We start from the raw sequence: 13567 nt of genomic DNA, 5'->3' as shown, positions 1-13567 counted from the left end.
CCTCATCTCGAAATATTAAGCGCCTTGCGCAAAATAAACGGACAAACAATTAAAAATGCGTATTCAGGACTAAAAATCGACCCCGTAAAAAACAACGATATCGGAGTAAACAGGTAAAGCTGAACACGAAAATTCTGATTATTACCAAACGCGTTGAGCATCATTTTTCCAACTTTGCACAGATACCACGCGGTCAGTAATACGGCAAACCATGAAAAATAGATAATTAACAGATACAAGCCATTGTCTATGGTTTTACCGACATCTGCACCGTTAAAGATTCCGAATGATGCAACATATTCGTAAAGTGAGCCAAATCTTACTACACCATCAATATTGGTCAGCGAGTATCCAACCATCGCCAGCGGGCCAATAATACGATAATATGATGACGACCCTTCCGTACCTAAATCACCAAGGCGTTCGGCAATATAGGGAAAGGCGAACACCACCCCCACCACAAATACTGCCAGTGAAATAATAGCCAGCGGAAGCTTTTTGCGTATCGCCTCTTTGTTCAAATACTGAAAAGCCCATTCCAGAAGATAAAACAGGATAAATGTCATTACCCCTGAAAACGATCCGGAAAGGACTATCCCTGCCAGAATCATAGCATCGGTTTTCGGCGTTTTGATACCAAACTGTTTGATGCTGAGCCAAATTGAGATTAATGCCAGAGCGAAGAAAGCCGGTTCGAAATAAAGGGCGGTAGTACGCCGTCCGCCAAATTTGATGAAATTCAGAACATAACTGTTACTGTAAATCAGATATTTCGAAATTGTCTCCATCAGGCTGCTGCCGCCGGAAAGAATAATTTGCGCCATCTCTGCCGCCGCCAGCATGACCACCAGCCCCACGACAATATAGAAGAAACGCAAAATTTTCCGGTAGTTATGCGGCGACACCGTTTTAAAGCGGATGCTCCACACCATGCCGATGATGATAACAATGTAGACAAACAGCATGGTGGAGGTGACATACTTTCCGGCATTCAGCGACTGGCCGAAGATATAGTTAAACAGCGTCAACCCTGCCCCGGTCCCTAAGGCGATCAGCAGCCGCTTGAGGTTGATGCGCTCAACGTAGAGCAGCAGCAGCACCGGCAGGAACGTCACAATGGTTATCGGGAAGCTTTCGCCAAGCTGGAGAAGTTTAACGTTCACCAGCAGGTAGATCAGCGGCAGCAACAGATAACTACAGACTCTGATAGAACGAGACATACTCCTCCAGCATCTGTTGGCCGCTATAGGCGCGACGGCTGCGGGCGCGGAAAGTCTCCAGGCTCGTCCCGAATACCGCTTCGGCAATCTCTGCCTTTTGCAGTTGTACCAGCGGTAGCACGTCGTGTTCGGCGAAGGTCTTACCGCCGGACTTTTCCAGCACTTCCCGCGCCGCGTCACTGTGGGTAGCTATCACCGGCACGCCGATGGAGAGCGCCTCGCACAGAATTAACGGGTAGTTATCGACCCGGGAGCTGAATACCAGCGCATCCATTTCGTTAAGGGCGCTCATCAGCTTGCGTTTATCCGTTTCAAAGCCGTGGTTCACCACGTTGGCCCCTTCAAACGGCGAAAATTTGCCAAAGGTGTGCAGCTCAATCTTCTCGCCCAGCGCCATCATGTCGCGCACCAGCTGCTGATTGGTCTTGCCGTCGTAGCGCAGGTCGTGAGCCACAATCGCAATTTTCGGTTTCCCCGGCGTGACGGCAACCGGCGTCAGCTCGGCGAGAATAGCCTCGGTCGCCACATCGATGCCGTTGTTAATGATGCGGCAGCGCCCTGCGCCGTACAGGCTGTTAAAGGCGTCGGCCACATGCTGGCTGGGGGAGATAAACTGGCAGCCCAGCGCCAGCATCTGCTGGAACAGCGCGCGTTTGCCGCTGACCAGCTGGTGCGCCCGGTCAACCTTAACCGGCGGATAGTTGTTCAGCGTCGGGCATTTCTGACAGTCGGTTTTCCACCCTTCACAGCCGTCGGTGAAGGCGCAGCGGCCGGTCACGCTCCAGTGGTCGTGCAGCGTCCAGATAAAACCGGTGTCCGGCTTATGCGCTTTCAGCTTCTGGCAGAACGCGACCACATCCGCAAGGTTAAGCCAGTAGCTGTGCATCACGTGGAAGTGCAGCACCACCGGCCCGCGGGTGCGGCTGATTTCACGGTACAGATTATTCAGATTGCCAAACAGGTCGCGGTTAAAGAGACGAAACAGTGCCAGGTTGGCAATGGAGGTCAGGCGCGGCGTCTGCTTAACCACTTCCGGGTAGCGGTCGTGGCTGACGCTTTTGCGCCCGCCTTTGCCGTAGCCATAGATAAAACGTGATTGCATTCCCTGTTGCAAAGCGCGCTGATGCAGGTCGAGCGCTACGCCGGCGGCGCCACCCTCAGCGAGGCGAACATTAAACTGTAGAATATTCATTTGATTGCTTTCACCTGCGCTTTCTCTCCCACCACCAGCGCGTTGTCAGGCACGCTGTCGAGCACGACGCAGCCCGCGCCGATAGTGACGTTATTGCCAATGGTGATATCACCGATCATCACCACGTTGGCCCCCAGCTCAACGCCGTCGCCAATCACCGGGCAGTCCAGGCTCTCTGCGCCGCGGTTACCGATGGTGACCCCGTGACGAATGGTAAAATCGTCTCCCGCCACCACATTTTTATTGATGACCACCGCGTAACCGTGGTGGATGGTAAAACGCCGCCCAATGGTTGCCGCCGCCTGGATCTCGTAACCGAACAGACATTCGGTGATAAAGCGGTACAGCACCAGCACCGGCGCGGCCCACAGGTTGTTCAGCACATTTTTCTTGCGCCATACGGAACAGAAGTGGGCAATGCGGTATGCCGCTACCATGCAGCAGGGGCGCAGGCTCCAGTGGTTAGCGCGAAAATCCTCCAGACGCATTATTTCCCTCGCAGACTGTAAGCAAGACGTTTGCCGTTACGCACGGAAAAGAGCGTCAGCAGGGTGCGCCAGTTCATCCGCTTGTTGCGGATCTGGTAGAGCGTGAACAGCTGGTATTTCTTGCTGGCGCGATCGAAACGGGATTTGTGCTTGCGGTAAAAGTGGAAATAGCCGGAGAACTTCTTCGGCGACGAGGTGATCTGCATCTCGCCGTGGTTGATGTGCAGAATTTGCGTCGCCTTGTCGATTTTCCAGGGCTCGCCGTACTGCTCTACCATCCGCAGGAAAATGTCGTAATCCTGCGCCGCTTTTAGCTGGGTATCGAACAGGCACTCTTTAAAGCGCCAGGACCAGCTAAAGACCTGGTTGCCGATGATATTGCGTTTGTAGAACAGCTTGCGGGAAAACGGCGATTTCGGGTACAGCGGCAGGCTGGCAGGCTGGGAATAGACCTCCCCTTCGCAGACGTAGTCGTTAGCGTAGAGAAACGCCCGCGTCGTCAGCTTATCTTTGTCTGCCAGAAAGACCGACAGGCGGTCTGGCGTCCATTCGTCGTCGTCATCAATACCGGTAATAAATTCGCCTTTGGCCTGCAAAATCGCCTGGTTGCGTACCGCGCAGGCGCCGGAGTTAAAATCGTTTCGGGTATAGCTGACGCGCGGATCGTTCAGTTCGCTCACATACTGCTGTAACTGTTCGAAGTTCTCCGAGCAGTCATCAACGATAATCATTTCCCAGTGGCGATAATCCTGACGCAGCACCGACTTAATGGCGCGAATGGCCAGCTGCTGCCGGTTCCACGTTGGCATGTAAATCGAAATTAATGGGCTTTCTGTGGTCATGGCTTCCCCGATGGTGTGGTTGTTGCTTTTTTCCCTCACCCTCTTTTAGAGAGTGAGGGTGAAGGACTATTTACTGTCCGACTTATATTCGTATTCGTAGTAGCCGTAATCCTGGTAACCGGTCGCGCGGCGGAAGATAGAGTTCAGAATCACCCCTTTCACCTGAATGCCGTTCTGCTCGAAGCGGCTGAGGCTGGTCTGCACTTCTTTCACCGTGTTGACCGCGTAGCGCGCCACCATCAGGGTGGTGCCCGCGTGGCGGCCAACGATGGCGGCATCGGTTACCGCGAGGATGGGCGGCGTATCGATAAGCACCAGGTCATACTGCTTGCTGGCCCACGCCAGCAGCTGCGCGAAGCGTTCGCTCATCAGCAGTTCGGAGGGGTTTGGCGGCACCTGGCCGCGCGGCACCAGGTCGAAGTTCGCAATGGAGGTAGGTTTGGCGCAGCTGGCGATGTCGCCTTTCCCTACCAGAATTTCCGACAGGCCGTTCACGTTGTCGGTGCCCAGCAGTTCGTGGGTGTAACCTTTACGCATATCGCAGTCGATCAGCAGCACGCGCTTGTTGGTCTGGCTTATCACCGCGGCGAGGTTGGCGCAGACAAAGGTTTTACCGATGGAGGGGCTGACCCCGGTCATCATCAGAATATTGTTGTTGGCCTGCATCATGGCGAAGTGCAGGCTGGTGCGCAGGCTGCGTACCGCCTCGATCGCCAGATCTGCCGGGTTACCCACCGCCAGCAGCTGGCTCTGCTTGTAACGCTTAACGCCCTTAACGGTTTTGACGCTGTCACGGGCTTTCTGCCATTCCGACAGGGGGATGCTGGCGTAGACGCTAATCCCCTGCTCTTCCAGCACCTGCGGGCTTTCAATACCGCGATTGAACAGCGAGCGCAGCAGTACCACCACAATCGACAGGATCAGGCCGAGAATAATGCTCCCCAGGACGATCAGCGCTTTCTTCGGCTTGAGCACGCCGGGCTGGGCGATAGCCGGGTCAACGATTCGGACGTCGCCCACGGTACTGGCTTCGGTGATGCGCAGTTCCTGCTGTTTATTCAGCAGTTGCATATAGACCTGCTGGCCGGATTCAACATCGCGGGTGAGGCGCACAATCTCCTGCTGCGTTTTCGGCATCGCCGTGACGCGTTTGTTCAGCTTCGCCTTTTCGTTCTCCAGCGCCTGACGCTTTTCCAGCAGCGTGCGGTAGGCCGGGTGCGCTTTGGTGTACAGCTTGGAGATTTCCGCCTCTTTAAAGGTCAGTTCGTTAAGCTGGGCATCGATGTTGACCATCGAATCGAGCACCGACTTCGCCTCCAGCGGCAGGTCCACGGAGTCCTGCTGCTGACGGTAGCTGTTGAGCTTGTTCTCGGCGACGTCCAGCTTGGCGCGCACTTCCGGCAGCTGTTTATTCAGGAACTCCAGGCTCTTAGCCGCCTCTGCCGATTTACGCTCGACGTTCTGCGCCAGATAGTTGCGGGTAATGCTATTGAGGATGTCGCGGATCTGGTCACGATCTTCGCCGGTAAAGGTCAGGCTGAGTACGCCGGTATCTTTGCCGTTTTCCGCCACGCTCAGGTTGCTTTGCAGATTGTTGATCATCCCCAGCGTCGAGTATTTCGTCACCGTGAATTCACTGTCATTGCTGGCCTGAATGGCGCTGACCGTGATGCTCAGGCCGTCTTTATTCAGCGGCTGCCCCACTTCGCCCCGGGCACTAAAGCCGCCGTCGCTGGTTAGCTGATACTGTTTCGGGCTGAGTACGGTCAGGGTGAAGACCTGCTCGTGCATCGCTTTCGGCACGTTAAAGGTGGTGACCTTAACCGTCTCGTTCTGCCTGCCCATCAGCCGGTCCCAGCCTGCGCCAAAAATGGGGAAGGTGTTTTTGGTCACCGAAATATCCAGGTCCAGGTCGTCAACGGTTTTCCCTAATACCAGACGCGACTGAATAAGCTGTATTTCCGCTTCTGAGGCGGGCGGCTTATTTGACAGCGCGCTGTTGATATCCTGAACCAGCGAATTGCCGGTGTTTTGTTCGATCTGCACCAGCGCATCGGCGCTGTAGATAGGCGTCGCGAACAGACAGTAGATGATGGCGGCCAGCGCAAACAGGGAGGTAATGCCCAGCACCCACCAGCGGGCCTCAATAATAGTGCCGATTAAACGCCCGAGGTCGATTTCATCATTACCTGTGCTTGCGGCGGACGAATGGTGTGTTTTCTCTGTCATTGTTATCCCTGCTGAGCTTTCAGTGCCTGCGCCCACAGGTGGGCAGACTGGTCAAGTAAGGTGTACACGGCTTCAAAAGCGTCGCGGCTTTTGCGATAAGGATCGGGAATTTCACGCTCGTTATCCCAGTGCCCGAACAGCATTACTTTGCCGCGCATCTCCGGCGCGATTTCGCACAGCGCGGCAATATGACGTTTTTCCATTACCAGAATCAGGTCATACTCCCGGCACATACTCGCTGAGATCTGCCGGGCGCAGTGGCCCTCCAGCGACAGCGCGTTTTTACCCGCCACGCTGACTGCCTGGGCGTCCGCCCCTTTGCCCACCAGCGCGCCAAGGCCCGCTGAGTCCACGGTCAGCTCAGGGAGATACTTCCTGAGCAGTCTCTCGGCCGTGGGGGAACGGCAAATGTTCCCCACGCAAACCACCAGAATTTTGTTAAACATCACAATCACCAGGTATGAACGTCACGTGCCGTGTCCGTCATATAACGAACGCCATTGATGGTCGGCAGCAACTGGTTGATGAGACGGTTCCAGCGGGCAACCGGAGCGGTTGTGACGTACACCACGTCATACGGCTGGAGGCGGAATTCCGTGGCCATCACAAGCGACGTGGCGTCGGACATATCAAGCTGATAAATGTTGGCGATCTTGCCTTTCGCACTGCCCTCGCCTTTCAGCGGACGGATAACAAAAATACCGCTGGCGTTGGAGGTGGTCAGGTCGATACCTTCCGCCTGGCCCAGCGCTTCGGTCAGCGTCATGCCGCTGAAGTCCATTTTGAGGGTGCTCTGTTTTTTCACTTCGCCCATGACGAACACTTTCAGGTCGTCATTGCGCGGCACAAACAGGATATCGCCAGGGTAGAGCAGACGGTTCTGGCTCAGGTCGCCGTTCTGCATCAGCGCCTGCAGGGAGATGCGTTGTTCTTTACCGTTGTGGGTCAGCACGACGTTGCGCCAGTCGGCGGCGTCGGTCAGGCCGCCTGCGGCGTTGATCGCGTCAAGCACCGTCAGCGGTACGTTAGTGATGGCCTGCTGGCCGGATTTATTGACCTGGCCTGAGACATAGGCCTTTTGCGAACGGAAGGCGGCGATATTCACGTCCACCTGCGGGTCAGCAATGTATGTCGCTAAGCGCCCGGTAATATCATTACGGATTTCACCCAGCGTCTTGCCAACCACGTGCACTTTGCCGATGTAGGGGTAGAACATGGTGCCGTCAGGCTGCACCCAGTTGCCGGTATCGCTGGAGCTACGGTACTGGCCTGCCGGGGTGGTCAGCTCAGGGTGATCCCAGACGGTGACGCTGAGCACATCGCCGGGGCCGACACGGTATTCATAGCTAGAAATTTCCTGGTCCAGCGACATATTTGGCTGGGCGACGTTGGGACGGGGACGTAATTGTTCAACCAGACGTGGCGTTAACGGATAGACATTCACCATGCGGTCTAAATCAAAATCGGCGTCTTGTTGTTTTATCACATCTTTACCCATCGTAGACATATTGCTACCCGGTAAAACTGTGCAGCCACTCATCAAGCTCATGGACACCAATAATGGTATCAATTTCGTTTTGGATTTCATCATTGATTAATTATCACTTTTGCAGAGTAATTACCCTGTGTATTTAAATAAGCGTTTAACCTCTACGGAAGCAGAATGCAGTTAATTGAAACTTAATATAACTGGTATCAGTCCTAAAAAGCGCTTATTCAACCACATGCTATTGACAGAATAATCCAGACGCCCCGACACATAGCCGGGCACGCTACCGCCCTTGGCTTTCAGTTACCAATCCACTGATTAAACAGTAAGTTATAGAAGGAGACCTCTCGTACATCATTTGTACCTGGGAATATTCCGGTACGTAGAAAATTCTTCAGGTATAAGCATTAGCGCTGTATGGCTATCGAAAATATAACTTTTCAGCGCCGTTGAATTCATGCTGGAAGAATTGTTGCAGCTAAGCGAAAGGCAGGCAAGACAACAAACCGGCAAGGGTCTCTTTTTAAGATTAATATTAAGAGCAAATATTTCACTTTTTAGGATTTTATTGATATTGACAAAATACTGACACATGTTTACCAATGCGAAATATCCGAAAATATTCTCTAATCCCTTCAAAAATTAATCACAATAAAACTACGGTTAACGGCAGAATATATTCTGGCGATGAGGCAGAAATAAGATAAATCGCAGCCTGGCATTGCATTTCCGGCCGAGCTTATCCATGATCGTAGTACGATTATTCCAACATGACAGAAGGTGCTACGTTTACGATGGAATGGATTGCCGATCCCTCAATCTGGGCTGGCCTCGTCACGCTTATCGTGATTGAACTGGTGCTCGGTATTGATAACCTGGTGTTTATCGCGATTCTTGCTGAAAAACTTCCCCCCGCGCAGCGGGACCGTGCCCGGGTAACCGGTCTGATGCTGGCGATGCTGATGCGGCTGTTGCTGCTGGCCTCTATCTCCTGGCTGGTGACCCTGACGAAACCCATCTTCACCGTGCGCGATTTAAGTTTCAGCGCCCGGGACCTGATCATGCTGCTGGGCGGCCTGTTTTTACTCTTCAAAGCCACGGTTGAACTTAACGAACGGCTGGAGGGGAAAGACAGCGATAACCCTACCCAGCGACGTGGGGCGAAATTCTGGGCCGTGGTAGCGCAGATTGTGGTGCTGGATGCGGTCTTCTCTCTCGACTCGGTGATTACCGCCGTCGGCATGGTCGATCATCTGGCGGTAATGATGGCGGCGGTCATTATTGCGATCTCGTTAATGCTGCTCGCCAGCAAAGCCCTGACGCGCTTCGTCAACAGCCACCCGACGATTGTTATCCTCTGTCTGAGCTTCCTGCTGATGATTGGCTTTAGCCTTATCGCGGAAGGCTTCGGCTTTCATATACCGAAAGGTTACCTCTACGCCGCAATCGGCTTCTCGGTGATGATTGAGGCACTGAACCAGCTGGCTATCTTTAACCGCCGTCGCTTCCTGTCAGCCAACCATACGCTGCGTCAGCGCACCACCGAAGCGGTAATGCGCCTGCTGAGCGGCAGGAAAGAGGACGCGGAGCTGGACGCGCAGACCGCCTCTATGCTCGCCGATCATGACGACAGCCAGATCTTCAATCCGCAGGAGCGGCGGATGATTGAGCGGGTGCTCAACCTGAATCAGCGTTCGGTCAGCAGCATTATGACCTCGCGTCATGATATCGAGCATATTGACTTAAACGCGCCGGAAGCGGAGATCCGCGCGCTGCTGGATAAGAACCAGCACACCCGCGTGGTGGTGACCAGTGAAGAGGAAGAGGATTATCTGCTGGGCGTAGTGCACGTGATTGACCTGCTCCAGCAGTCGCTGCGCGGCGGGCCGCTGGATTTAAAAGCGCTGGTGCGCCAGCCGCTGGTCTTCCCGGAAGGGCTACCGCTGCTGCAGGCGCTGGAGCAGTTCCGCAATGCCCGCACCCATTTCGCCTTTGTGGTGGATGAATTCGGCTCGGTGGAAGGTATCGTCACCCTGAGCGACGTGATGGAAACCATCGCCGGTAATCTGCCAAACGAAGTGGAAGAGATCGATGCCCGCCACGATATTCAAAAGAACAGCGACGGCAGCTGGACCGCCAACGGCCATATGCCGCTGGAAGACCTGGTGCAGTTTGTGCCGCTGCCGCTGGATGAAAAACGGGAATTTCACACCATCGCCGGGCTACTGATGGAGTATCTGCAGCGTATCCCCCAGCCGGGTGAAGAGGTCCAGGTAGGGAATTACCTGCTTAAAACGTTGGAGGTGGAGAGCCACCGGGTGCAGAAAGTGCAGATAATAGCGTTGAAAGCGGCTGACGAACTGGATTACGAGGTATAAGGCCGGTAACTGCCCCGGATGCGCTGCGCTTATCCGGGCTACGGATGGTGCCGCGCTGTGGTTTCGTAGCCCGGATAAGGCGTTTTAGCGCCGCATCCGGGCTGCCCTCTTCCCTGTGGGAGAGGGGGACTTATAGCTTATTGAGCAGCTTTTTCAGGTCTTTGCCGTTCTGGCTATCTTTATTGCGATCCGCCCAGTCATTAAGGCGGCGTTTCGCCTCTTCCTGCAGATGCTTACGCAGAATCTGGTCAACCTGCAAGCTGTAGTTCAGCGACTGCCACTGGCCGTAAACGCTTAACGGGATAGCGGTCTCTTTCAGGTAGTCCACCAGCTTGCCGTCGCCCTTCCAGCCTTCGAGCACCCGCACATTGAAGTGGGTGTCGCACAGCTCGCGCACCAGGTCCAGCGTCCCCTCGCCGCTGATGGTCAGCAGCGGCGAACGGCCCTGCATATCCGCAAGCGTCATGGTGCCCTCATCAAGCGTGAGCGCGGCGCTCAGGCTATCAAGGCGGGTCGCATTGTCGTAATTCTGCTGGGCCTGAACGTTACTGCTGCGGGCCACCGCCTGCTGAACAAGCTGCTGGAAATTAAGCCCTTCCATGCGGCTCTCTTTCAATTCCAGCCGGGCGTCGCCCTGCCAGGCGCGGCGGAAATCATCCGCATCAATCCGATTGCCGCTGAAATCCCCCGCCAGCGACAGCTTGCCGGTGAGCGATATCGGGTAATTAAAGGCCTTGAGAATGGTGCCAATCTCCACGTTATCCAGCTTCGGCTGGAAAGCGGCGTGGGATTTTTCGTGTCGCACATCCAGCGTGCCGGGCAGCGAGATCTCCCCCTCCCCCATTTTGCCCTGCAGCGTTGGGATGGAAAGCAGACCGGCGGCGTTAACAAACTGGCCGTTAACATTTTCGAAGCGCATACCGCGCCACAGAATCGCCTTCGCGCGCAGCGCCACCTGGGCGCTAAAGTCGCGCAGGCTGGTGAACTCCGGCTGCATTTCGCCGTTGGCGATCACAGGACGCGGCCGCCGCGGCTGCGCCTGCTGCCCCTGCTGGGCGGTGGCGGCGTTGCTGGAAGCGCTGCCCTTCGCGGTAAGCAGGTTATCCAGATTCAGGGTGTCGAAAGCAAGATCGAGGGACCACTGCGGTTTCTCACTGAGGATAACGCTGCCTTTGCCGCTAAAGGCGCTGTCGTTGGCGCTCAGCTTAAGGTCGCTAAAGCTGAGCTGCTGGCTATCGTGATGCCACTGAGCAGCCAGACTGCCCTGGCCGGAAATGCCCTGCGGCGGCGCATCGCCCCCGTGCAGCTGCCACTGGACGTCACTGATAGCGGCGCTAAGCCGCTGGGGATATTCGCTGGCGTCCACGTTCGCTTTGACCGACAGCGTCAGATCGCGCTGATTACGGTTAACGCGCCCGGAGAAATCGACGCTCGCCTGATGGGTAGCGTTCTGCTCCATCTGCAGGCGGATATTGCGCACCGTCACCTGCTCGTCATCTTCCTGCTGGAACACCAGCACGCTGTCGGCAACCTGCAGGCGGGCAATATCCCATGACCAGCCGCGATCGTCTTCCACCTCCGGCAGGGTGTTCTCTTTCGGCGCCACCGGCGCGCCCTGCTGCGGCATTTTACGGGTTTGGGGAGTCAGCTGAATTACCGCGCCTCTCAGCATCACCTGCTTAACCTTAAGCTGGTGCGAAAGCAGCGGCAGCAGACTCACATCCAGACGCATGTTGTCTGCCCTGACGACGGGCTCGGTCGCACCGGGCGCGGTCAGGGTGATGCGCCCGGAAAGGATGCTAAGCTGCGGCCAGACGTGCCAGCGCAGCGGCCCCTCCAGGTTAAGCTGGTAGCCGCTGCGGGCTTCAACCTGGCGCACCATGTAGGCGCGAAAGTCGTTTGGATTGACCATTACGACCAACGCCGAAAGGCCGGCGACAAGCACGACCAGTAAAATCATCAGCGTTGTTAACACTCTTCTCATGGCAGCCTCAGTGGGGTTGAATCACTCAGTCTTTATCGATACGGCTGGCAACCGCGCCCTGCTGGTCACGATACTTCGCGTCCTGACGGCGGTTGTACGGACGATCGGCGGGGCCGGAGAGCGGCTCAAAACTCAGTGCGCCAATCAGCATGCCGGGACGCAGCGCCAGCGGCAGTTTGCCCGAGTTGTAGAACTCCAGCACGATGCAGCCCGACCAGCCCGGATCGATACGGTGCGCCGTAACGTGCACCATCAACCCCAGCCTTGCCAGCGAGGAGCGGCCGTCAAGCCAGCCGACCAGATCCGCGGGCAGGGTGACGGACTCAAACGTCACCGCCAGCGCCAGTTCGCCGGGATGCAGATAAAACGCCTCGCCGTCGGCAAGAACGATCTCATCGCTCATTACCCGGTCAAGCGCGGCGCTGACTTCATCTTTCGGGCCGCTGAGATCGATAAACGCGGCGGTGTGACCACTAAAAGTACGGAATTTATTGCCCAGACGCACATCCACCGTCGCGCCATTGATGCGCTCCACCGGCGGACGCGGGGTTATCGACAGACGGCCCTGATCCAGCCAGGCTTCAATATCTCGGTCACAAAGACGCATGGCACTTTCTCCTTTCGTGCATCACGCCCCTGAAGGCCAGGGGCAAAGCAAAGTAACTACAAGGGTACACCCTAACACGTATCACTCAAAAAACTGGCTGATTTTGGCTTTCAGAATGTCGATAGCAATACGGTTCTTCCCGCCGCGCGGCACGATGATATCGGCATATTGCTTAGAGGGGTCAATAAACTGCAGGAACATCGGGCGTACCGTTTTCTGATATTGCGCCATGACGGAATCCATGGAGCGGCCACGTTCGTTCACATCACGCTTGATGCGGCGCATCAGGCAAATATCCAGCGGAGTATCGACGAAAATCGAGAAGTTCATTTCGTCACGCAGCCGCGCGTCGGTCAGCAGCAGGATCCCTTCCAGAATAATGACTTTTTTCGGCTCGACGTGGATGGTTTCTTGAGTGCGGGTATGTTCAACATAGCTGTAGACCGGCAGCTCAATGGCTTCGCCGCGCTTGAGCGCCTGCAGATGTTGTAACAACAGGCTGTGATCCATCGCGCTCGGATGGTCATAGTTTGTCTTTACGCGCTCTTCCATCGACAGATGGCCTTGATCTTTGTAGTAGCTGTCTTCGGGAATAACGCCGATGTGCTCATCACCTACCTGTTCACGCAATTCGCGGTATAACGTACTGGCAATAAGACTTTTACCTGATGCCGATGCGCCTGCGATGCCGATGATGACGCACTGGTGTGACTGATCAGTCATAAATTTAGCGACCTGATTAACCTGGATGTAAAGGAAGGACGACGCCTGAGCGCCAAACGCGGCAATTATAGGGATTTCGCCGTCATGATACCAGCCCGGCGCAGCGCGTCGGATAAAGGCTCGCGTAATTTGCGCTAAGAAAACTTTTCGCAAATTTTTACGCTCATTTTCCCGCCGTCTTTCGCCGTTTTTATGCAAACTAAGTAATTAATAACATTATGATGTCAAATTCTGAGCAGACAGCATAGGAATTGTAAATTGTTTGTACTAGCATAATCCGAACTCATAATTCTCTCGTCCGGACGCCGTTCCTGACACCCCAGGGTTTGCGGATTAAGCGGTAATGATGAAACGAAACCAGCGCGTCTTAAAGACCACTCCCCACCCTTTCTGCGCCTTGCCAGTCTGGGGCTGC

11 protein-coding genes are annotated in these 13567 nt (G+C 55.2%); 1 reads left to right on the top strand and 10 read right to left on the bottom strand.

Annotated elements, in window-relative coordinates; all coding sequences use genetic code 11:
- Window positions 1-2: 2 nt before the first annotated feature.
- From wcaD to ENTHG_RS02495, 7 genes are all read right to left on the bottom strand, one after another.
- Window positions 3-1220: a colanic acid polymerase WcaD gene (gene wcaD, locus ENTHG_RS02525; protein ID WP_044173137.1), complete on the bottom strand. Its 1218-nt coding sequence runs from the start codon at window positions 1218-1220 to the stop codon at window positions 3-5.
- Complete coding sequence (gene wcaC, locus ENTHG_RS02520; RefSeq protein ID WP_044173135.1) at window positions 1195-2412, bottom strand: colanic acid biosynthesis glycosyltransferase WcaC; 1218 nt, start codon at window positions 2410-2412, stop codon at window positions 1195-1197. Before wcaC ends, wcaD begins: the two co-directional genes overlap by 26 nt.
- Window positions 2409-2900, bottom strand: coding sequence for a colanic acid biosynthesis acetyltransferase WcaB (gene wcaB / locus ENTHG_RS02515; protein WP_044173133.1), 492 nt, complete (start codon window positions 2898-2900; stop codon window positions 2409-2411). Before wcaB ends, wcaC begins: the two co-directional genes overlap by 4 nt.
- On the bottom strand, window positions 2900-3742 hold the full coding sequence (gene wcaA, locus ENTHG_RS02510; protein ID WP_044173131.1) for a colanic acid biosynthesis glycosyltransferase WcaA: 843 nt from the start codon (window positions 3740-3742) through the stop codon (window positions 2900-2902). Before wcaA ends, wcaB begins: the two co-directional genes overlap by 1 nt.
- Window positions 3743-3808: 66 nt before the next feature.
- A complete protein-coding gene (gene wzc, locus ENTHG_RS02505; RefSeq protein ID WP_044173129.1) occupies window positions 3809-5971 on the bottom strand; it encodes a tyrosine-protein kinase Wzc in 2163 nt (720 codons plus the stop codon).
- Window positions 5972-5973: 2 nt separating this feature from the next.
- Window positions 5974-6417 carry a low molecular weight protein-tyrosine-phosphatase Wzb gene (gene wzb, locus ENTHG_RS02500; RefSeq protein ID WP_044173127.1) on the bottom strand — a complete coding sequence of 148 codons (444 nt, stop codon included), beginning with the start codon at window positions 6415-6417 and terminating at the stop codon, window positions 5974-5976.
- Between the two features lie 5 nt (window positions 6418-6422).
- Window positions 6423-7562: a polysaccharide export protein gene (locus ENTHG_RS02495; RefSeq protein ID WP_044173125.1), complete on the bottom strand. Its 1140-nt coding sequence runs from the start codon at window positions 7560-7562 to the stop codon at window positions 6423-6425.
- Between the two features lie 692 nt (window positions 7563-8254).
- Here ENTHG_RS02495 and ENTHG_RS02490 point away from each other — a divergent pair.
- Complete coding sequence (locus ENTHG_RS02490; RefSeq protein ID WP_044173123.1) at window positions 8255-9838, top strand: TerC family protein; 1584 nt, start codon at window positions 8255-8257, stop codon at window positions 9836-9838.
- Between the two features lie 130 nt (window positions 9839-9968).
- Here the strand turns inward: ENTHG_RS02490 and asmA are convergent, their stop codons facing one another.
- The 3 genes from asmA to udk all read right to left on the bottom strand — a co-directional run bounded on the left by asmA (window position 9969) and on the right by udk (window position 13152).
- Window positions 9969-11822: an outer membrane assembly protein AsmA gene (asmA, locus tag ENTHG_RS02485; protein ID WP_044173121.1), complete on the bottom strand. Its 1854-nt coding sequence runs from the start codon at window positions 11820-11822 to the stop codon at window positions 9969-9971.
- Window positions 11823-11847: 25 nt separating this feature from the next.
- Window positions 11848-12429: a dCTP deaminase gene (gene dcd, locus ENTHG_RS02480; protein ID WP_044173119.1), complete on the bottom strand. Its 582-nt coding sequence runs from the start codon at window positions 12427-12429 to the stop codon at window positions 11848-11850.
- An 81-nt stretch (window positions 12430-12510) separates the two neighbouring features.
- A complete protein-coding gene (udk, locus tag ENTHG_RS02475; protein ID WP_044178899.1) occupies window positions 12511-13152 on the bottom strand; it encodes a uridine kinase in 642 nt (213 codons plus the stop codon).
- Between the last annotated feature and the right edge of the window lie 415 nt (window positions 13153-13567).

The sequence above is a fragment of the Phytobacter massiliensis JC163 genome (assembly GCF_000321045.1).
Lineage (GTDB): Bacteria > Pseudomonadota > Gammaproteobacteria > Enterobacterales > Enterobacteriaceae > Phytobacter_A > Phytobacter_A massiliensis.
This window is presented reverse-complemented; position numbering and strand designations above follow the sequence as displayed.